At 72.0% G+C, this 19,537-nt stretch carries 19 protein-coding genes and 1 riboswitch; of the genes, 4 read left to right on the top strand and 15 right to left on the bottom strand.

Features of this window, described 5'->3' with window-relative positions; translation table 11 throughout:
• Positions 1-425 precede the first annotated feature (425 nt).
• A complete protein-coding gene (locus IH80_RS46565; RefSeq protein WP_234432496.1) occupies positions 426-566 on the top strand; it encodes a hypothetical protein in 141 nt (46 codons plus the stop codon).
• Between the two features lie 21 nt (positions 567-587).
• Here IH80_RS46565 and IH80_RS0135655 read toward each other — a convergent pair whose 3' ends face one another.
• The 5 genes from IH80_RS0135655 to IH80_RS0135635 form a co-directional block, all read right to left on the bottom strand.
• Positions 588-1,760, bottom strand: coding sequence for an acyl-CoA dehydrogenase (locus tag IH80_RS0135655; RefSeq protein WP_030965961.1), 1,173 nt, complete (start codon positions 1,758-1,760; stop codon positions 588-590).
• A 147-nt stretch (positions 1,761-1,907) separates the two neighbouring features.
• The gene (locus tag IH80_RS0135650; protein WP_051810288.1) at positions 1,908-2,597 is read right to left on the bottom strand and encodes a TetR/AcrR family transcriptional regulator; all 690 of its coding nucleotides are present in this window, start codon (positions 2,595-2,597) and stop codon (positions 1,908-1,910) included.
• 85 nt (positions 2,598-2,682) lie between these two features.
• The gene (locus IH80_RS44320; RefSeq protein ID WP_107056970.1) at positions 2,683-2,835 is read right to left on the bottom strand and encodes an SCO1431 family membrane protein; all 153 of its coding nucleotides are present in this window, start codon (positions 2,833-2,835) and stop codon (positions 2,683-2,685) included.
• Positions 2,836-3,022: 187 nt separating this feature from the next.
• On the bottom strand, positions 3,023-3,454 hold the full coding sequence (locus IH80_RS0135640) for an SPW repeat protein (protein WP_030965959.1): 432 nt from the start codon (positions 3,452-3,454) through the stop codon (positions 3,023-3,025).
• A gap of 96 nt (positions 3,455-3,550) precedes the next feature.
• Complete coding sequence (locus IH80_RS0135635) at positions 3,551-4,918, bottom strand: peptidase C39 family protein (RefSeq protein WP_030965958.1); 1,368 nt, start codon at positions 4,916-4,918, stop codon at positions 3,551-3,553.
• A 110-nt stretch (positions 4,919-5,028) separates the two neighbouring features.
• Between IH80_RS0135635 and IH80_RS0135630 the strand changes: the two genes are divergently transcribed.
• Both IH80_RS0135630 and IH80_RS0135625 read left to right on the top strand, forming a co-directional pair.
• Positions 5,029-5,664: a uridine kinase family protein gene (locus IH80_RS0135630; protein WP_030965957.1), complete on the top strand. Its 636-nt coding sequence runs from the start codon at positions 5,029-5,031 to the stop codon at positions 5,662-5,664.
• Between the two features lie 388 nt (positions 5,665-6,052).
• Positions 6,053-7,987 carry an AAA family ATPase gene (locus IH80_RS0135625; protein ID WP_030965956.1) on the top strand — a complete coding sequence of 645 codons (1,935 nt, stop codon included), beginning with the start codon at positions 6,053-6,055 and terminating at the stop codon, positions 7,985-7,987.
• Positions 7,988-8,057: 70 nt separating this feature from the next.
• Here the strand turns inward: IH80_RS0135625 and IH80_RS0135620 are convergent, their stop codons facing one another.
• From IH80_RS0135620 to ribD, 10 genes are all read right to left on the bottom strand, one after another.
• The gene (locus tag IH80_RS0135620) at positions 8,058-9,101 is read right to left on the bottom strand and encodes a hemolysin family protein (protein ID WP_030965954.1); all 1,044 of its coding nucleotides are present in this window, start codon (positions 9,099-9,101) and stop codon (positions 8,058-8,060) included.
• On the bottom strand, positions 9,098-10,528 hold the full coding sequence (locus IH80_RS0135615; RefSeq protein WP_051810287.1) for a hemolysin family protein: 1,431 nt from the start codon (positions 10,526-10,528) through the stop codon (positions 9,098-9,100). The genes IH80_RS0135620 and IH80_RS0135615 overlap by 4 nt, the downstream gene beginning before the upstream one ends.
• Before the next feature lie 200 nt (positions 10,529-10,728).
• A complete protein-coding gene (locus tag IH80_RS0135610; protein ID WP_030965952.1) occupies positions 10,729-11,193 on the bottom strand; it encodes a PH domain-containing protein in 465 nt (154 codons plus the stop codon).
• Between the two features lie 64 nt (positions 11,194-11,257).
• Complete coding sequence (gene hisG / locus IH80_RS0135605; protein WP_030965951.1) at positions 11,258-12,106, bottom strand: ATP phosphoribosyltransferase; 849 nt, start codon at positions 12,104-12,106, stop codon at positions 11,258-11,260.
• A 68-nt stretch (positions 12,107-12,174) separates the two neighbouring features.
• Positions 12,175-12,456, bottom strand: a complete 282-nt coding sequence (locus IH80_RS0135600; RefSeq protein ID WP_030965949.1) for a phosphoribosyl-ATP diphosphatase — start codon at positions 12,454-12,456, stop codon at positions 12,175-12,177.
• Between the two features lie 61 nt (positions 12,457-12,517).
• A complete protein-coding gene (gene ribH, locus IH80_RS0135595) occupies positions 12,518-13,003 on the bottom strand; it encodes a 6,7-dimethyl-8-ribityllumazine synthase (protein WP_007262951.1) in 486 nt (161 codons plus the stop codon).
• A gap of 56 nt (positions 13,004-13,059) precedes the next feature.
• The gene (locus tag IH80_RS0135590; protein WP_051810286.1) at positions 13,060-14,349 is read right to left on the bottom strand and encodes a bifunctional 3,4-dihydroxy-2-butanone-4-phosphate synthase/GTP cyclohydrolase II; all 1,290 of its coding nucleotides are present in this window, start codon (positions 14,347-14,349) and stop codon (positions 13,060-13,062) included.
• Complete coding sequence (locus IH80_RS0135585) at positions 14,346-14,999, bottom strand: nicotinamide mononucleotide transporter family protein (protein WP_030965947.1); 654 nt, start codon at positions 14,997-14,999, stop codon at positions 14,346-14,348. The genes IH80_RS0135590 and IH80_RS0135585 overlap by 4 nt, the downstream gene beginning before the upstream one ends.
• The gene (locus IH80_RS0135580; RefSeq protein ID WP_030965946.1) at positions 14,996-15,625 is read right to left on the bottom strand and encodes a riboflavin synthase; all 630 of its coding nucleotides are present in this window, start codon (positions 15,623-15,625) and stop codon (positions 14,996-14,998) included. The genes IH80_RS0135585 and IH80_RS0135580 overlap by 4 nt, the downstream gene beginning before the upstream one ends.
• Positions 15,626-16,762: a bifunctional diaminohydroxyphosphoribosylaminopyrimidine deaminase/5-amino-6-(5-phosphoribosylamino)uracil reductase RibD gene (gene ribD, locus IH80_RS0135575; RefSeq protein WP_078906913.1), complete on the bottom strand. Its 1,137-nt coding sequence runs from the start codon at positions 16,760-16,762 to the stop codon at positions 15,626-15,628.
• A 150-nt stretch (positions 16,763-16,912) separates the two neighbouring features.
• Positions 16,913-17,042, bottom strand: a riboswitch (FMN riboswitch).
• A 297-nt stretch (positions 17,043-17,339) separates the two neighbouring features.
• Here ribD and IH80_RS0135570 point away from each other — a divergent pair.
• Positions 17,340-19,537, top strand: a 2,198-nt coding sequence (locus IH80_RS0135570) for a chitinase C-terminal domain-containing protein (protein ID WP_051810289.1), incomplete at its 3' end; no start/stop codon positions are given.

Below are 19,537 nucleotides of genomic sequence, written 5' to 3'. Positions count from 1 at the left end.
CCGAAGGCCATCGCGAAGCGACGCGACGAAGGAGCGCCCTTGAGGGACCGGCACGACACGGAGAGACGATGGGACTGACGGGAAACCCCCATCCGCCACCCTGACCACCGCCCGAGCAGCCCCCGCCCCCACACCGCCGCCGCGCCTCACACCACCGCCCCGCTGCGCTTCGGCCCCGAAGTCGACCCGCGCCCACGCCCCCGCCCCGCCTTCCACCACCGCCGCGCCCCGCCGCACCCGCCAGCCGATGACCCGTCGAACGGATACGCGTACGGCGGGGGCGATTACCCGTGGCTTCGGTCCGGCGTTGGCCCGGTATGAGCACGCTTCAGTCTTCAACGGGCCGAAGGCGCCGTCCGATGTCCTCGGATTTCGAAGAATCGGTTCAGCGCCCCCTTCGGCGTGAGCCGCAACGTGAGCAGCAGGTGCCCGATCCACCGATCTACCGTGACCTGCTGGCCCGCTGGGCCGACGCCGGCCGCACCCTGCCCGGCCGGCGGGACCCGGAGTGGTCGCACCTCACGTCCTCTCCGGTCTGGCCTTCCACCAGCAGCGGGCTGTACTGACCCGTCCTGCGGCGGACCGCGTCAGCGCGTCTCGGGCCCGGCCAGGTGGCGGGCGATGACCATGCGCTGGATCTGGTTGGTGCCCTCGACGATCTGGAGCACCTTCGCCTCGCGCATCAGGCGCTCGACGGGGAAGTCCGCGGTGTAGCCGTAGCCACCGAGGACCTGCACCGCGTCCGTGGTGACGGCCATCGCCGCGTCCGTGCAGAACAGCTTGGCCATGGCCGCCTGCCGGGAGAACGGCTTGCCCGCGTCCCGCAGCCGCGCCGCGGCGAGGTACAGCGCCCGGCCGGCCTCGATCTTGGTGGCCATGTCGGCCAGCATGAAGCGCAGCCCCTGGAAGTCCGCGATGGGGTGACCGAACTGCTTGCGGTCCAACGCGTAGGTGAGGGCCTCGTCCAATGCCGCCTGGGCGACGCCGATGGCGCAGGCCGCGATGCCCAGCCGGCCCGCGTCGAGTGCGGCCAGGGCGATGGAGAAGCCCTGGCCCTCCTCGCCGATGCGGCGGGAGTCCGGCACGCGTACGCCGTCGAAGTGCAGCTGGGCGGTGGGCGAGCCCTTCATGCCCATCTTCTTCTCGGGAACGGCCGCCGTCAGGCCCTCCGCGTCCCCGGGGACCAGGAAGGCGGTGATGCCCTTGGGGCCCTCGACGCCGGTGCGGGCGAGGACGGTGTAGAAGTCGGCGACCCCGCCGTGGGTGATCCAGGCCTTGGTGCCGGTGATGATCCAGTCGTCGCCGTCGCGGACCGCCTTGGTGGTCAGCGAGGCGGCGTCGGAGCCTGCGGCCGGCTCGGAGAGGCAGTAGGCGCCCAGCAGGCCGCCGCCGAGCATCGCGGGCAGGTGGGCGGCCTGCTGCTCCTTGGTGCCGTAGCCGCCGAGGCCGTGGCAGGCGAGGGAGTGCACGCTCACCCCGAGACCGACGGTCAGGCGGGCCGCGGCCAGCTCCTCGAGGACCTGGAGGTAGACCTCGTACGGCTGCTCGCCGCCGCCGTATTCACCCGGGTACGGGAGGCCGAGCAGCCCGGCCTCGGAGAGCAGCGTGAAGACCTCTCGGGGGAACCGCCCGGAGTCCTCCTCCTCGGCGGCCCTGGGGCGGATCTCGCGCTGGGCGATCTCACGTACGAGGGCGAGGAGGTCGCGGGACTCCTCGGTGGGCAGCTGTCGGTCCACCGGCTGCGGGGCGCGGTCTGTCATGGCGGCGCTCTCCTCCCTGGTCGGGCACGGCGGCGGCGCGTGAGGTGTGGGACGCGCCGCCGGATCTCGGGCTCTGTGCAGCCGGGGCTGCCCTCCCGGGTCACGGAAGAGGCTGTTCAGCGGCTGCGGCGGCTTGAGTATGCCCGATCAGGGGCTTCCCGTCACCGGGGCAAGATCACCGACCGTTTCGAACGGCTCTTCGGCAGGGGGAGGTGCCGGACACTCCGGGGCGAACTCCTCGATCACCGCCAATGTCGCGCGCAGCTGGCGTACCAGCAGGGCTCCGAGCCGGGCACGTCCGGGCCGGTCCGGGGCGCTCGGCCCGCCGATCCATTCCAGGGTGGTCCCTTCGACCGCGGAGAGCCAGCCCACGAGGGCGAGACGGGCGATCGGCGGGAGGGTGCGGCGCCCGTAGGCGCCTTCGGCGATGGCGGCGAGCAGTTCCTCGCGTACGGTGTCGCGGATGGCGAGCACCTCGGCGTCGCAGCCGACGCCTCCGGTGACGATGGTGCGGTAGGCGGCGTGGTGGTGCTCGGCGTACTCGAGGTAGCCGTCGAGGGTGCGGCGGAGCCGCTCGGCGTTCGGGAGGCCGGTGTCGCCGCCGGCGCGGGCGACGAGTCCGGCCATGGAGTCCTCGACGATGGCGAGGTAGTAGCCGCGCTTGCTCTTGAAGTAGTAGTAGATCAGCCCTTTGGCGACGCCGGCCTGTCGGGCGATGTCGTCCATGCAGAGCGTGTCGTAGGAGGTGTCGGCGAACAACTTGCGCCCGATGGCTATGAGTTCGGCCCTGCGCACCTGCGAGCGCCCGGTCGCTCCACGCTGTTGACTATTGTTCAAATTCGGCCCCAGCCTCGCACTGCCACAGGATGGCCGAAGTATGGCAGACCGGGGCGTCAGGCCCGTCCCCCGCTGGGGCGAGGCGTCAGAGCCAGCCGACCTGGGTGACGAACATGGCCACGACGACCACGAGGGTCCAGCCGAGTACGTGCTCCAGCCAGGTGGAGTCCTCCTTGGGGCCCCCGGTGCGGGCGAGGTTCCCGGGGGATGCGGTCGGGGCGGCGGCGTCTGCGGTCATGGTGTCCAATGTGCCAGCTTTCGCGGCATTCGCGGTAGGCGCGGCAATGGAGACGAGGATCACTGGTGGCGCCCGTCACGCCGCCGGGCCCCGGCCGCTGCGATGGGTGCGCGGTGCGGCCGGGGCCCGGCTTCCGGCTCCTTCCGGCGTCGTTCTGCGACGGTTTTCGTGTCGGACGGGTCCCGTGTCAGACCCGGGTCTCGCCCCTGCGGCCGGCCATGGCCGCCATCGCGAGGCCGAGGCACAGGGCGACGATGCCGGTGATCACGTTGCTGACCACCGCGCGCGTGGCGTCCATCTCACCGGCGATGGCCCACGGGGCGATGATCGTCCAGGCGCCCAGGACGACCGCGGTCCACGCCATCGCGTGGGTGCGCTCGTAGGCGGAGCCCAGGCCGCCCATGCACAGGCAGAACGCCAGGCCGACGATCAGATTGTTGATCGCCAACGGGATCAGGATGCCGAATCCCGCGATCCACGGAGAGGCGGCCAGGTATATGCCGGTTATCAGGGCCAGCGCTTCGACGGCCTGCGCACGGGGAGTGGTGGTCACCCGCTCGAACCGGGTGCGCATCTCGGCGAGGTCGGGGTGGTGCTCGATGCTGGGGTGGGTGGTCATGGCGGGCCGCCTCCTACGAGAAGCCTTTATGTGCCATTTACCCCCTCATGTTCCGCCCTTCCGGGCTGCCTGGTCAACGGGCAATTTCGCGCATCTTCACAGCACGCCGACGGCCCGCAGGGCCCGGACCTGACCCGGTCCCGGCAGGGCGGGGGCGTAGAGGTAGCAGACCCCGCCGCTCCCGGAGGCGATCTTCCCGGCGGCGGCCGTGCGCTTGGTGCGCAGCCACACGTTCTCCCATTCGGCTCGCCGGTAGACCCGGCGCACGGACGGGTTGTCGTGGGCGTGGGGGTCGTTGACGACCACGTCCCCGGCGGCGGTGAAGCCGACGACGGTCATCAGGTGGCCCGCCGTGCCGTAGCCGGCACCCGTGAGCTCCTCGGCGCGGAAGGACGTGGAGGTGATGGCGGGAATGCCGGCCCTCACCACGGTCTCCAGGTCGGTCAGGGAGGCGAGGCGGGTGACGACCCCGGCGAGGCCGCTGTAGGTGGCGGCGTACGCGGCGTTGAAGGACCAGTTGCCGCAGCCCTTGTAGGCGGCGTCGTAGGTGGAGCGGGCGGCGTGGCAGACCTGCGGATCGGAGTAGGCGGGGTCGACCCAGGCCAGGGCGGCGGGGTCGGCCTTGTGGCCGAAGTACTCGATGACCATCTGGGAGGAGGTGGGGCTGCACCAGGCCTCGCCGCCGTTGTCGTACTCGGGGTAGCGCCCGGTGTGGGTCTGCTGCGAGTAGCGCGGGACCGCGAGCTCGTGGGCGGTGCCGGAGGGGCGGGAGGCGGGGACCGTGAACCGGTCGGGGACGTCGGAGGCCATCGCGCCCGCCAGCCACACGGTCGGGCCGGTGCCGGCGCCGGGCCGGCGGTGGAGGGTCAGGCGCAGCTGCCAGCCGGCGATGCGCAGGCCCCCGGCCGCGGCGGGCGCGTCGACCGCGAGGGTGTCGGTCCAGACGGTGGACCGGCCGTCGGTCTGGCCGTCCACCGAGGTGCGCCGGATGTCCGCGTCGCCGGAGGCCCACCGGCCCATCACGTACCAGGGGCCGGTGGCGCCGTCGGTGTAGGTGGCGCGCAGCTCGACCTGGATCCAGGTGCCGGCCGGGGTGCGGGCGTTCCAGGAGGTGACGACCTCGGTGGCGGGCACCGTGGAGCCGTGCACCGGGGAGGTCCAGGTGGCGTACTCCCAGGTGCTCTTGCGCCCGGTGTGCGGGTCGGCGTACTCGGTGCGGCCGACGGCCGTACGGATCTCGAGGCCGGGGCGGCCGCCGGCGACGGCGGTGGTGCCCCGGTGGGTGCCGACGCGCCAGTGGGCGTACGAGAACCAGAAGCGGTTGTCGACGGTGGGGCCCTGCGCGCGGGGGGCCCCGGCGGCGGCCGCCGGGGAGCCGCCGCCCGGGACGGAGGCGGCGGTGGCCGCGGTGGCGACCGCGAGCGCGGCCACGAGTACGGCCCTGCGTGGCGTGGGTGCGGTCATCGCGTGGTCCCCCGGGGGTGGGTCGGCGCTTCGGTGGTGTCACCCTTCCAGGTTCCCGGCGGGCGAGGGCCCAAGCCACGGGTCGTGTCGGGCTTGTCTACGCTGGTCGGGTGGAGCCGCACCAGTCACTTGAGCCACTCGCCCGGGAGCTCGCCGTCCTGCCCGCCTCGCTCGGGCCGGTGCGCCTGATCGGGATCGACGGGCACGCCGGATCCGGGAAGAGCACCTTCGCGGGGCGGCTCGCCGAGGCGCTGGGCGGGGCACCCGTACTGCACCTGGACGACGTGGCCAGCCACGAGGAGCCGTTCGGCTGGGAGGAGCGGCTGCGCGTCCAAGTGCTGGAGCCGCTCGCGGAGGGCCGGCCCGCGCACTGGGTGCCGTACGACTGGGTGGAGCGCCGCTTCGGACCGGAGCGGGTGCTGGAGCCGGCGCCGGTACTGCTGGTGGAGGGGGTGGGCGCGGGACGGCGGGCCCTGCGCCCGCACCTGGCACGGCTGTTGTGGATGGAGACCCCGCGGGCGGAGTCCTGGCTGCGGGGGCGCAGGCGGGACGGGCGTGGACTCTCCGGCTTCTGGGACGGATGGGAGCGCGCGGAGCACGCGCACTTCTCCAGTGATCCTTCGCGCCCCTTCGCCGACACTCTGGTACGCCAGAGCAGTACGGGATACGAGTGGTCTTCAGGGACCGGAGCGACGGCGGGAAACCCTGCTTCCCTCACCGAGGGTGACGAACTCCCCCGGGCCTGATCGGCCTCGGATTTCCGCCCGGCCGGGCCTGCGCCGACCCGCTTGACCTGGGGACCGCAGCGGCCTTACGTTCTCAATGCGGGGCCTTCACCGGCCGCCGCGCACACGAAGCCCCCGGTTGTTCCCCCGTGATCGGGGGCTTCGTTCTGCCCGCGAGCCCTCTCCGCAGGGGTGCCGCGTGAGGCACACCCACCCCCGACGTTCACTCTGCGTCACCACGGACGTGCCGGGCCCGCTCCCGAACCGGACCCGCCGCACCCTACGTAAGGTGCGAAAGCGCAGGTACGATGCAGCCCTGATTTCAGCGACGTCAGGCGGGGGCACCGGACAACTCGCGCGCTCGGAGCGGGGGTTGCCGCGCACCACGGGCAGGCTTGTGGGGGACGTGATGGATTTCGCCACGCCGGGCAGCATGCACGCCCCGGCCGAACTCGCCTGGCTGCGGGGGGTCGACGCCTGCACCATGGGCGCCTACCCGCAGGCCGAGGAGGAGTTCCGGACGGCCGTGCGGCTCGACCCCTCGATGGCCGACGCGTGGCTGGGCCTGCACGCGCTCCGGGTCGACACGGGGAACGCGTTATTGCGCATGTACGCGCACCGGGACCGCTTCGGCGAGCAGCGGGCCCGCCACCGCAGGACCCTGAACTCCTGGTACTGGCTGGGCTGGTGGGTGCAGCCTGTGCTGGAGAACCGGCGGGACCTGCTGCTCGCCCACGCCTCGCACTGGCTGGACGGCCGCCACGTGCCCGAGCTGGACCAGGCCCTCGCCGCGCTGCCGCCGGTCGACACCGACGCGCAGGTGCGGTTCCTGCACGCCTGCCGGGCCTATCTGGTCAAGGACTGGGAGCAGTTGGTCCGGCACACCGAGCCGCTGGTGAACGATCCGCTGCTGGGGATCGAGGCGGGCCTGTTCGGCGGGATGGCGCGGGTCCGGCTGGAGATGTACGGGCAGGCGGAGCCGCTGCTGTCGGCGGCGTTGATGCGCTGCCGCAGCGAGCAGCCGCAGCGCAAGGAGCTGCGGTACTGGCTGGCGCGGGCGCACGAGGGGACGGGCCGCAGCGCGGCGGCGCTGCCGCTGTACCGGGCGGTGCACCGGGTGGATCCCTCGTTCATGGACACGGCGGCCCGGCTGACGGCCATCGAGGACGGCGACGACACCGACGGCATGGCCGATCTGGCGGGCCTGGCCGGGTACTCCGGGTACGGCGGCTATGCGGCGCACGGCCCGTCCCCGGTCGGCGGGGACTTCGCGGCGGTCGCCCTGGGGAGCGGCCCGCTGGGCGGCGGGCCCGTCCAGGACCTCGCCGCGGACGGTCAGGCGGGGCTCGATCCGCTGGCTCCGCCCCCTCCCCCGGCCGGCCGGACGGAGGGCGTACGGCGCAAGGCGCCGGTCCCGCCGCAGGGCTCGGCGGACGGGCTGCCGGCCGGGCCGTCGGACCCGGCGGCGCTGGCGGAGGCGCTGGCGGAGCTGGAGCGGATGGTGGGCCTGGAGCCGGTCAAGCGGCAGGTGAAGGCGCTGTCCGCGCAGCTGCACATGGCGCGCCTGCGGGCGGGTCAGGGGCTGCCGGTGCAGCCCCCGAAACGGCACTTCGTGTTCTCCGGCCCGTCCGGAACCGGCAAGACCACGGTGGCGCGGATCCTGGGCCGGGTCTTCTACGCGCTGGGCCTGCTCGGCGGGGACCATCTCGTCGAGGCGCAACGGGCCGATCTGGTGGGCGAGTTCCTGGGTCAGACCGCGGTGAAGGCAAACGAGCTGATCGATTCGGCGATCGGCGGGGTGCTGTTCGTGGACGAGGCGTACTCGCTGTCGAACACCGGCTACAGCAAGGGTGACGCGTACGGCGACGAGGCCCTGCAGGTGCTCCTCAAGCGGGCCGAGGACAACCGGGACCACCTGGTGGTGATCCTGGCCGGGTATCCGGCCGGGATGGACCGGCTGCTGGCGGCCAATCCGGGGCTGTCGTCGCGGTTCACCACGCGGGTGGACTTCCCCAGCTACCGGCCGCCCGAGCTGACCGCGATCGGCGGCGTCCTGGCGGACGCCAACGGGGACCGGTGGGACGAGGAGGCCCTGGAGGAGCTGCGCAGCATCAGCGGGCACGTGGTGGAGCAGGGCTGGATCGACGAGCTCGGCAACGGCCGCTTCCTGCGCACCCTGTACGAGAAGAGCTGTGCCTACCGGGACCTGCGGCTGGCGGGCTTCGCGGGCGAGCCGTCGCGTGACGACCTGGCCACCCTGCGGCTGCCGGACCTGATGCAGGCGTACGGGGAGGTCCTGTCGGGCCGCGGCCCCCAGGAGCGCCCGGAGCCGCCGGCCCTGTAGGGGGCGGCGGCTCCGGGGAGGTCCGGGGCGGGGCCGGAACGGCGGTGTGCGGTCGTTGCGGCCCGCTCGGTTACGGGCGGCCCGCCGGGACCCGGTGCGCCGGGTCGCGGACCTCGCCGACCAGCATTTCCAGGACGTCCTCCAGGGCGACGAGGCCGAGGACCCGCCCGCTCTGGTCGGCGACCTGGGCCAGGTGGGTGGCGTCCCGGCGCATGACGCCGAGGGCGTCGTCCAGCGGGACGGTGGCGCACAGCGTGGTCATGCGCCGCCACACCCGCTGGGGCACGGCCCGTTCCCGGTCCTCCAGGTCCAGTACGTCCTTGACGTGCAGGTAGCCCATGAAGGCGCCGCTGTCGGCGCGGACGGGGAACCGGGAGTAGCCGGTGCGCACGGTCAGCTGTTCGATCTGCCGCGGGGTGACCGCCGGGCCGACGGTGACCAGGCGGTCCCGGTCGAGGAGGACGTCGGTGACGGGGCGGCTGCCCAGTTCCAGGGCGTCCTCCAGCCGTTCCTGCTCGACCGGCTCCAGGAGCCCGGCCTGCCGGGAGTCCTGGAGGAGCCGGCCCAGCTGGGTGGAGGTGTAGGCGGCCTCGACCTCGTCCTTGGGCTCGACCTTGAAGAGCTTCAGGACGACCTTGGCGCAGGCGCCGAGCGCGGTGGTGACCGGCCCGCACAGGCGGGCGAAGGCGACCAGGCCGGGGCTGAACCACAGGGCGGTCTTCTCGGGGGCGGCCATGGCGAGGTTCTTGGGGACCATCTCGCCGATGACCAGGTGCAGGAAGACCACGGCGGCGAGCGCGAGGGCGTAGCCGAGGGGGTGGATCAGGCCCTGCGGGACGTGGACGGCGTGGAAGACGGGCTCCAGGAGCCGGGCCACGGTGGGTTCGGCGACCGCGCCGAGGGTGAGGGAGCAGATGGTGATGCCGAACTGCGCGGCGGCCATCATGCGGGGCAGGTTCTCCAGGCCGTGGAGCACCTGGCGGGCCCGTTTGGACTCGGCCGCGAGGGGCTCGATCTGGCTGCGCCGTACGGAGACGAGTGCGAACTCGGCGCCGACGAAGAAGCCGTTGGCGAGGACCAGGAGCAGCGCGAAGACGAGCTGGAGGGCGTTCACCGGGCGGCGCCTTCCAGCGCGGCCGGCTGCGGGGCGGTGTCGCCGTGGCGGCCGGAGCCGGGCACGGGGGCGCCGGCGGGGCCTGCGGCCTGACGGTAGTGGCCCGCGGCGGGTACGGCCGTCAGCCGGACCAGCCGGACGCGTTCCGCCCGGTTGCGGCCGACCCTGCGGACGGACAGCTTCCAGCCGGGGAGGTCGGCGCGGTCCCCGAGGGCGGGGATCCGGCCGAGGAGGTCGGCGACGAGGCCGGCGACGGTCTCGTAGGGGCCCTCGGGGACCTCCAGGCCTATCCGGCGCAGGGTCTGCACGCGGCAGCTGCCGTCGGCCTCCCAGGAGGGGCGGCCGTCCTCGGCGGGCACGGCGGCGAGTTCGGGGGTCTCGTCCTCGGCGAGGTCGTGCTCGTCCCGGACCTCCCCGACGAGTTCCTCCACGATGTCCTCCAGGGTGACGACGCCGGCGGTGCCGCCGTACTCGTCGACGACCACGGCCATCGGCTGTTCGCTGCGCAGCCGCTCCAGCAGCGGCTGCACCGGCAGGGAGCCGGGCACCAGCAGCGGGGGGACGCAGATCCGGCCGACGCTGACGCGGTCGCGCTCGGACTCGGCGACGGCGAGGGCGTCCTTGAGGTGGACCACGCCGGTGATCTCGTCGATGCGTTCGCGGTAGACCGGGAAGCGGGACAGGCCCGTGGCGCGGGTCAGGTTCAGCACGTCGGCCGCGGTGGCCGTGTGCTGGAGGGCGCTGACCTTCACCCGGGGGGTCATGACGTGCTGGGCCGTGAGCTCGCCCAGCGACAGGGTCCGCACGAAGAGGTCGGCGGTGTCCTGTTCGAGGGCGCCGGCCTGGGCCGAATGGCGGACCAGGGAGACGAGTTCGCCCGGGGTGCGGGCGGAGGCCATCTCCTCGGTGGGCTCCACGCCGAGGGCCCGTACGAGCCGGTTGGCGACGGCGTTGAGGCCGGCGATGACGGGCCGGAAGGCACGTGAGAAGGCACTCTGGGGGCCGGCGACGAAGCGGGCCACCTGGAGGGGCCTGGAGACCGCCCAGTTCTTCGGGACGAGCTCGCCGACGACCATCTGGACGGCGGAGGCGAGCAGCATGCCGATGACGACGGCGACGCCGGAGGCGGCACCCTCGGGGAGGCCGGTCGCGGAGAGCGGCCCCGCCAGCAGTGCGGCGAGGGCGGGCTCGGCGAGCATGCCGACCACGAGGGAGGTGATGGTGATGCCGAGCTGGGTGCCGGAGAGCTGGAAGGACAGCTCCCGCAGGGCCTTGACGACCGTGCGGGCCCGGCGGTCTCCGTCGGCTGCGGCGCGCTCGGCCTCGGGGCGTTCCACGGTGACGAGGCCGAACTCGGCCGCCACGAAGAAACCGTTGGCGAGGATCAGGGCGAATGCCGCCGCGAGCAGGAGTAGCGGGATGGTCATGCCGCCGCCTCCGTGGGGAGGGCGGCGCGGATATTACCGGACGATCCGTCCATTGCTGGAGGGAGTCACTCCTCGAGTTGCAGGTGCCCGCGGGCCTCGGGGTCCCGGGGCCGGTGGGAGGGCGCACGGCTGCGCCCCGCCACCAGGGTAGTCACTGAGATCGCGGCCGCAACGGTACGCAGCGACGAGGATCGGTGTGGTCAGTGGTCGTTCGTGCCGGTTCCGCGGATTTCGGCGAGGGTGCGCAGGGCGCGCGCGTCGTTGATGGCCTGTTGCTTGGCCACGCCCGGCTGGATGCCGAGTGCGGGCAGGCTGGTGCCGTCGCTGAGGTCCAGGAACACCCACGGGTCGCCGGGGCGGAGGTTGACCCGGAGGATCTCGGCCCACGCCAGGCGGCGGGTGTTGGTGAGGTTGACGACGGTGACGCCTTCCTCGTCGGCGACCACCTTGGGGCGGCTGAGCAGGACGAGGACGGAGGTCAGCAGGACGGCGGTGAAGACGAAGCTGATGCGCTCACCCGGCTGGAGGCGTTCCAGCAGCACGGCGATGGCCGTGATGGTGGCGAACATGGCGAGCCCGACGCCCAGCAGGACGGCCCGGGTGCGGGTCGGCCGGAAGGTGACCGGCAGGGTGGGCGGTGCGGGCGGGGCGGCGGACTCGGCCATGGTGCGTTGCCTTCTGGGTGGCGTACGGGTGAGGGGGCGGCGTGCCGGTCGGGCACGCGGGGCCTCAGAGGCGGCAGGCGTGGATCGAGGTGGTGAGGATCGCGCGTGCGCCGAGTTCGTACAGGTCGTCCATGATGCGCTGGGCCTCCTTGGCGGGGACCATGGCGCGGACCGCGACCCAGCCCTCGTTGTGCAGCGGGGAGACGGTCGGCGACTCCAGGCCCGGGGTGAGGGCGACCGCGCGCTCCAGGTGCTCGGCGCGGCAGTCGTAATCCATCATCACGTAGCTGCGGGCCACGAGGACGCCCTGCAGGCGGCGCAGGAACTGCTGGACCTGCGGGTCGCCGGCGTCGGCGCCGTTGCCGCGGATGACGACGGCCTCGGAGGTGAGGATCGGCTCGCCGATGACCTCCAGGCCGGCGTTGCGCAGGCTGGTGCCGGTCTCGACGACGTCCGCGATGATCTGGGCGACGCCGAGCTGGATGGCGGTCTCGACCGCGCCGTCGAGGTGCACGACGGAGGCGTCGATGCCCTGGTCGGCGAGGTGCTTGGCGACGATTCCCTCGTACGAGGTGGCGATCGTCATCCCGGTGAAGTCCTCGGGGCCCTTCGCCGTGCCGGGGGTGGTGGCGTAGCGGAAGGTGGAGCGGCCGAAGTTCAGCGGGAGGATCTCCTCGGCGCTGGCGCCGGAGTCGAGCAGCAGGTCGCGGCCGGTGATGCCGATGTCGAGCTTGCCCGAGGAGACGTAGATCGCGATGTCCTTGGGGCGGAGGTAGAAGAACTCCACCTCGTTCTCGGGGTCGACGACCACGAGTTCCTTGGACTCCTTGCGCATCCGGTAGCCGGCCTCATGGAGCATCGCCGACGCCGGTCCGGAGAGTGAACCCTTGTTGGGGACGGCGATGCGCAGCATGGGGCTTCCTTTGAGGCGTGGTGTGCGTGGTGTGCGTGGGTGTGAACGGGCGGGTGAGCGGCCCGTGCTCAGAGGTGCGCGTAGACGTCGTCGAGGGAGATCCCGCGCGCGACCATCATCACCTGGACGTGGTACAGCAGCTGGGAGATCTCCTCGGCGGCGGCTTCCTTGCCCTCGTACTCGGCGGCCATCCAGACCTCGGCGGCCTCCTCGACGACCTTCTTGCCGATGGCATGGACGCCCTTGTGGACGAGCTCGGCGGTGCGGGAGGTGCTGGGGTCGCCTTCGAGGGCCTTGTGCTGGAGCTCGGTGAAGAGCTCTTCGAAGGTCTTGGAGGGTTTGTTCGCCATGATGTCCTTAGAGTAAGGGCTCACCCGGGTGTCCCGGTGCCGGGGTTCACTCCTCGGACACTCAGCGCCAGGGTTCACTGACGGTGCGCAGGGTCATGGCGGTGGAGACCGCGGCGGTGACCGCTTCGTGGCCCTTGTCCTCGTTCGATCCTTCGAGCCCGGCACGGTCCAGCGCCTGCTCGTCGTTGTCGCAGGTCAGGACGCCGAAGCCGACCGGGACTCCGGTGTCGATCGACACCTGGACCAGGCCCTGGGTGACGCCCTGGCAGACGTAGTCGAAGTGCGGGGTGCCGCCGCGGATGACCACGCCGAGGGCGACGATGGCGTCGTAGCCGCGGCCCGCCAGCACCTTCGCCACGACCGGGAGCTCGAAGCTGCCGGGGACGCGGAGCAGGGTGGGCTCGTCGATGCCCAGCTCGTGCAGGGCCCGCAGGGCGCCGTCGACCAGTCCGTCCATGACCTTCTCGTGCCACTGCGCCGCGATCACGGCGACGCGCAGGTCTCCGCAGTTCTTCACGCTCAGTTCGGGTGCGCCCTTGCCGCTCACAGCTCTGCTCCTTGGTGGTTCGTGGATGTACGTACGGGTGGGTGGTGCGTGCTTGCTTACTGGGTGCCGCAGGCGGAGGTGGTCACGGCCCCGTCCAGCCAGGGCAGGTCGTGGCCCATCCGGTCCCGCTTGGTGCGCAGGTACCGCAGATTGTGTTCGCCCGCCTCGACGGGCATCGACTCCCGGCTGGTGACCGTGATGCCGTGCCGCTCCAGGGCGGCGGACTTGTCGGGGTTGTTCGTCAGCAGCCGGACGCTGCGCACGCCGAGGTCGGCGAGGATCTGCGCGCCGGCCGCGTAGTCGCGGGCGTCGGCGGGCAGGCCCAGCTCCAGGTTGGCGTCGAGGGTGTCGCGTCCCCGCTCCTGGAGCTCGTACGCGCGCAGCTTGGACAGCAGTCCGATGCCGCGGCCCTCGTGGCCGCGCAGGTAGACGACGACGCCGCGGCCCTCGTTCTTGATCCGTTCCATGGAGGCGTGCAGCTGGGGGCCGCAGTCGCAGCGCTGGGAGGCGAAGATGTCGCCGGTCAGGCACTCGGAGTGCATGCGGACCAGGATGTCGGATCCGTCGGCGATCTCGCCGTGGACGAGGGCGACGTGCTCGACGCCGTCGACGGTGGAGCGGTAGCCGTGTGCGGTGAAGTCGCCGAAGGCGGTCGGCAGGTGGACCTCGGCCTCGCGGCGCACGGTGGGCTCGGCGGAGCGCCGGTAGGCGATCAGGTCCTCGATGGAGATGATCGTCAGGCCGTGCTTGCGGGCGAAGGGGATCAGCTCGGGCATGCGCAGCATGACGCCGTCCTCGCCGGCGATCTCCACGATGGCGCCGGCCGGGCGCAGGCCCGCGAGGCGGGCGAGGTCGACGGCGGCCTCGGTGTGGCCGTTGCGGACCAGGACGCCGCCGGGCTTGGCGCGCAGCGGGAAGACGTGGCCGGGGCGGACGAAGTCGCCGGGGCCGCTGACGCCGTCGGCGAGGAGGCGCAGGGTGGTGGCGCGGTCGGCGGCGGAGATGCCGGTGGTGACGCCGTGGGCGGCGCTCGCGTCGACGGAGACGGTGAAGGCGGTCTTCATCGACTCGGTGTTGTTCTGGACCATCTGCGGGAGTTCGAGCCGGTCCAGCTCCGGGCCCTCCATGGGGGCGCAGATCAGGCCGCGGCACTCGCTCATCATGAAGGCGATGATCTCGGGGGTGGCCTTCTCGGCGGCGATGACGAGGTCGCCCTCGTTCTCGCGGTCCTCGTCGTCGACGACGACGACGGGGCGGCCCGCCGCGATGTCGCGGATCGCCTGCTCGACGGGGTCGAGGCGGAAGGTCTCTTCGGGGATGTCGGGCACGGGCTTGAGGGTGGTCATGCCGCTGCTCCTTCGAGGGCCGGGGCGGGGTTGGTGCGGGAGCGCTGGTACCAGTCGTAGGCGCCCCACACCACGAGGGCGAAGTAGACGACGTAGACCAGTCCGGAGAAGGCGAGGCCGCCCGTGAAGGCGAGGGGGACGCCGACCAGGTCGACGAGGAGCCAGGCGAACCAGAACTCGACGAGGCCGCGGGCCTGGGCGACCATCGCGACGATGGTGCCGACGAAGATGTAGGCGTCGGCCCAGGGGCTCCAGGACAGCGACGGGTAGAGGGTGAAGAGGCCGCCGACGGCGAGGGTGCCGAGGGCCGCTCCGCCGAGGAGCAGTCCGCGTTCGGTCCAGGTGGCGGTGCGTACGGCGATGGTGCCGTCCTGGGCCTGCTGCTTGCCGCGCTGCCAGGAGATCCAGCCGAAGACGGCCACGCCGATGACCAGGAGCTGCTTGCCGACTCCGCCGGCGAGGTGCGCGGAGGCGTAGGCGGCGATGAGGATGAGGCCGGAGAGCAGCTGGGCGGGCCAGGTCCATATCGAGCGGCGCCATCCGAGGGCGAGTGCGGCCAGTCCCATCAGGTTGCCGATCATGTCGGACCAGATGACCTTCTGGCCGAAGACCGTGAAGGCCTCGGTGTTGAGCCAGGTCAGGGCGCTCACTGCGGCTCTCCCGTCGGGTGCGGGCGCAGCGGGTCCACGCCGGCGGCCAGGAGGCGCTCGACGTACTTCGCGAGGACGTCGACCTCGAGGTTGACCGGGTCGCCGGGCTGCTTGATGCCGAGGGTGGTCAGCGCGAGGGTGGTGGGGATGAGGCTGATGGTGAACCAGTCGGCGGCGGCTTCGACGACGGTGAGGCTGACGCCGTCGACCGTGATGGAGCCCTTCTCGACGACGTAGCGGGAGAGGTTCTCCGGAAGGGCGACCTTGACGATCTCCCAGTGCTCGGAGGGGGTCCGGGAGAGGATCTCGCCGGTGCCGTCCACGTGGCCCTGGACCAGGTGGCCGCCGAGGCGCCCGCCGAGGGCCATGGGGCGTTCGAGGTTGACCCGGGAGCCCTTGGTCAGGGCGCCGAGGCTGGAGCGGTTGAGGGTCTCCTGCATGACGTCGGCGGTGAACTCGCCGTCGGCGGTCTCCACGACGGTCAGGCAGACGCCGTTGACGGCGATGGAATCGCCGTGCTTGGCGTCCTCGGTGACGAGGGGGCCGCGCAGCCGGAAGCGGGAGGCCTCCTGGAGCGGCTCGACGGCGGTGACCTCGCCCAGTTCTTCGACGATTCCGGTGAACACTCAGTGCTCCTTGGGGGCGGTGGCGGGAAGGGCGGTGATGCGCAGATCGGGGCCCACGCGGACGGCCTCGGTGATGTCGAGGCGCAGGGCGTGGGAGATGTTCGTGATGCCCGCGTCGGCGAGGGCCGCGGGGCCGGCGCCGAGGAGGGCGGGGGCGAGGTAGCCGACGACGCGGTCGACGGCTCCGGCTTCGAGGAAGGCGCCCGCGAGGGTGGGGCCGCCTTCCAGGAGCAGGGAGCGCACGCCGCGGGCGTACAGCTGCGTCAGGAGCCGGTCGAGGGGGATCCGGCCGTCGCGCAGGGGCAGCCGGAGCAGGTCGACTCCGGGCAGGTGGCGGGTGTCGGCGTCCTCGGCGACGACGAGCAGCGTGGGCGCGGCGTCGTCGAGGATGCGGGCGGCCGGCGGGAGGCCGGCGCGGGTGTCGAGGGCCACGCGCAGGGGCTGGGTGGCGCCGTCGATGCCGCGGACGGCCAGGTGCGGGTCGTCGGCGCGCAGGGTGCCGCCGCCGACGAGGACGGCGTCGGCCTCGGCGCGCAGCCGGTGGACGTCGGCCCGGGACTCGGCGGAGCTGATCCAGCGGCTGCTGCCGTCCGCGGCGGCGCTGCGGCCGTCGAGGGTGGCGGCGTACTTCCAGGTGACGTGGGGGCGGCCGAGGCGTACGGAGGTCAGCCAGGCGGTGTTGCCGGCTTCGGCCTCGGCCCGGAGCAGCCCGGCCTCCGTGTCGATCCCGGCGGCGCGCAGGGTGGCGGCGCCACCGCTGGCCTGCGGGTTCGGGTCGGGGACGGCGTAGACGACGCGGGTGACGCCGGCGTCGGCGAGGGCCTGGGCGCAGGGTCCGGTGCGGCCGGTGTGGTTGCAGGGTTCGAGGGTGACGTAGGCGGTGCCGCCGCGGGCGGCCGTGCCGGCGGCGCGCAGGGCGTGGACCTCGGCGTGCGGGCCGCCGGCCCGCTGGTGCCAGCCCTCGCCGACGACGGTGCCGGAGGCGTCGGTGATGACGCAGCCGACGACCGGGTTGGGGCTGGTGGAGCCGAGTCCGCGGGCGGCGAGCTCGATGGCCCGTCGCATGGCACGGGTACCCGCGTCGGGTGCGGGTGCTGCGTGCGCGGCGTGTGTCGCCACCGGGTCCTCCTGCCTCATCGGGCACGGACTCCGGGGCCTGTCGGGATACGACAGATGAAGCGGAACAGCTCACGCGGGGACGCCGGGGTCGGAGGAACGGTTCGACCGGGCACATCCGCGGGGATATGCCGAGGAACCGCCGACGGCGGCGTACCGGTGACTGGCCCGCCGCGCACTGCCTCCCATCCGGACTTTAACCGTCGGTCCAGGAATTTCACCTGGTCAACCGGCCGCTGGCTGCGGACGGGTCGCGGACTATACCGCCGGTTCGGAATTACACCGACCCCGGAGTGCGCTGCTACTGGTACTCCAGCCAGTCTGCCACGGCCTGTCGCCCGCCATGCGGGTGATGTGGTGTGGCTTGGCTCACAGAGGGTGACGCGGGGACCACGGCGGCGCGGACCCGGCCGAGTGGGGGCCCGGTTGGTCCAGACCTATTGACGGGTTGGTCTAGTCCTCTTAACGTTCCCTTCATCTTCCCGGGAACAGCCCGTCAGATGTGCGCACGTCACGGGCCAACAGGCTTCTGCACCAGTCACGTTGCTTCATGTTGTGTCCACTTGTGTCCTGCATCCTCCCCTCCCCAGGAGGCACAATGCTGTCCCCCACACGTACGAGAGCGATGCTCCTGGCATCCGGCGCCGCGATCGCCGGACTGCTGGTCGGCGGACTCTCGGCGGGCGTCTCGCACGCGGCAGACAACGAGAGCTGTCGCCCGGACGGGCTCTACAAGACGGCCGGCGTCGACGTCCCGTACTGCTCGGTCTACGACACCGAGGGCCGCGAGAAGATGGGCGCCGACCACCAGCGCCGCGTCATCGGCTACTTCACCGGCTGGCGCACCGGCAAGAACGGCCAGCCGTCCTACCTCGTCAACAACATCCCGTGGGACAAGATCACCCACATCAACTACGCCTTCGCGCACGTCGGCAGCGACAACAAGATCTCCGTCGGCGCCGACAGCCCGACCAACGAGGCCACCGGGATGACCTGGCCGGGCGTCGCCGGGGCCGAGATGGACCCGGCACTCCCCTACAAGGGCCACTTCAACCTGCTGACGAAGTACAAGAAGCAGCACCCCGGCGTGAAGACCCTGATCTCCGTCGGCGGCTGGGCCGAGACCGGCGGCTACTTCGGCGCGGACGGCAAGCGCGTCGCCTCCGGCGGCTTCTACAGCATGGCCACCAACGCGGACGGCTCCGTCAACCATGCGGGCATCGACACCTTCGCCCAGTCCTCGGTCGACTTCATCCGCACGTACGGCTTCAACGGCGTCGACATCGACTACGAGTACCCGACGACGATGAAGGACGCCGGCAACCCGCTGGACTGGCAGATCGCCAACGCCCGCCGGGCCGGCCTGGTCAAGGGCTACGACGCCCTCATGAAGAGCCTGCGCCAGAAGCTGGACGCGGCCGGCGCCGCCGACGGCAAGCACTACATGCTGACCGTCGCCGCCCCCTCCTCCGGCTACCTGCTGCGCGGCATGGAGACGTTCCAGATGCAGCAGTACCTGGACTACGTCAATATCATGTCCTACGACCTGCACGGCGCCTGGAACGAGTACGTCGGCCCCAACGCCTCGCTGTTCGACGACGGCAAGGACGGCGAGCTCGCCGCCGCCGGCGTCTACGGCTCCCAGCAGTACGGCGGCATCGGCTACCTCAACACCGACTGGGCGTACCACTACTTCCGCGGCTCCATGCCGGCCGGCCGGATCAACATCGGCCTGCCGTACTACACCCGCGGCCACAAGAACGTGCAGGGCGGCACCGACGGCCTGTGGGGCAAGGCGGCGGCGACCAGCTGCCCGGCAGGCTCGGGGCTGACCAAGTGCGGTGACGGCGCGGTCGGCATCGACAACCTGTGGCACGACAAGGACGACAACGGCAACGAGTCCCCCGCGGGCTCCAACCCGATGTGGCACGCCAAGAACCTGGAGAAGGGAATCGTCGGGGACTACGTCACCCAGTACGGCTTCCCGGCGAACACCTCGCTGACCGGTACCTACGCCCGCATGTACGACTCGACGCTGGTCGCGCCCTGGCTGTGGAACGCGCAGAAGAAGGTCTTCCTCTCCACCGAGGACGAGCAGTCGGTGGCCGCCAAGGCCGACTACGTGGTGGACCGCGGCATCGGCGGCACCATGGTCTGGGAGATGGCCGGCGACTACGGCTGGAACGCGGCCAAGGGCCAGTACGAGATGGGCTCCACGCTCACCTCGCTGATGTACGACAAGTTCAAGGCGGCCTCCCCGTACGGGGCGAAGAAGGCGGGCACCACCGTGCCGCCGGCCCAGGCGGTCGACATCAGGACCGAGTTCACCGAGTTCAAGCTCGGCGACTCGAACTACCCGATCACCCCGAAGATCAAGATCACGAACAACACGAAGACGGCGCTCCCGGGCGGCACCGAGTTCCAGTTCGACTACTCGACCTCGGCCCCCAACAACGCCTCCGACCAGTCCGGCTTCGGCACGAAGGTCATCAGCAGCGGCCACACCGGCAGCAACGTGGGCGGCCTGAAGGGCGACTTCCACCGGGTGACGCTGAAGCTCCCGGCCTGGCAGTCGCTGGCCCCCGGCGCCTCCGTCGACCTGGCGTTCAACTACTACCTTCCGGTGTCCACCCCCTCCAACTGGACGGTGAACATCTCCGGCACGACGTACGCCCTCGCCGGGGACCTGGCGCGCGGCACCACGGTCGGCGAGCCGGGCGGCACCACCACCCCTGTCTCTTATACACATCTCCGAGCCCACGAGACAAGAGGCAATCTCGTATGCCGTCTTCTGCT

The sequence above is a fragment of the Streptomyces sp. NRRL S-378 genome, from assembly GCF_000720645.1.
Lineage (GTDB): Bacteria > Actinomycetota > Actinomycetes > Streptomycetales > Streptomycetaceae > Streptomyces.
This window is presented reverse-complemented; position numbering and strand designations above follow the sequence as displayed.

What these genes read in the sequence shown, in the direction of transcription:
- IH80_RS0135635 (WP_030965958.1), bottom strand. Translation starts at nt 4,918, where the DNA reads ATGACCGCACCCACGCCACGCAGGGCCGTACTCGTGGCCGCGCTCGCG.
- hisG (WP_030965951.1), bottom strand. Translation starts at nt 12,106, where the DNA reads ATGCTGCGCATCGCCGTCCCCAACAAGGGTTCACTCTCCGGACCGGCG.
- IH80_RS44320 (WP_107056970.1), bottom strand. Translation starts at nt 2,835, where the DNA reads ATGACCGCAGACGCCGCCGCCCCGACCGCATCCCCCGGGAACCTCGCC.
- IH80_RS0135615 (WP_051810287.1), bottom strand. Translation starts at nt 10,528, where the DNA reads ATGACCATCCCGCTACTCCTGCTCGCGGCGGCATTCGCCCTGATCCTC.
- IH80_RS0135590 (WP_051810286.1), bottom strand. Translation starts at nt 14,349, where the DNA reads ATGACCACCCTCAAGCCCGTGCCCGACATCCCCGAAGAGACCTTCCGC.
- IH80_RS0135600 (WP_030965949.1), bottom strand. Translation starts at nt 12,456, where the DNA reads ATGGCGAACAAACCCTCCAAGACCTTCGAAGAGCTCTTCACCGAGCTC.
- ribD (WP_078906913.1), bottom strand. Translation starts at nt 16,762, where the DNA reads ATGAGGCAGGAGGACCCGGTGGCGACACACGCCGCGCACGCAGCACCC.
- IH80_RS0135655 (WP_030965961.1), bottom strand. Translation starts at nt 1,760, where the DNA reads ATGACAGACCGCGCCCCGCAGCCGGTGGACCGACAGCTGCCCACCGAG.
- IH80_RS0135610 (WP_030965952.1), bottom strand. Translation starts at nt 11,193, where the DNA reads ATGGCCGAGTCCGCCGCCCCGCCCGCACCGCCCACCCTGCCGGTCACC.
- IH80_RS0135625 (WP_030965956.1), top strand. Translation starts at nt 6,053, where the DNA reads ATGGATTTCGCCACGCCGGGCAGCATGCACGCCCCGGCCGAACTCGCC.
- IH80_RS0135640 (WP_030965959.1), bottom strand. Translation starts at nt 3,454, where the DNA reads ATGACCACCCACCCCAGCATCGAGCACCACCCCGACCTCGCCGAGATG.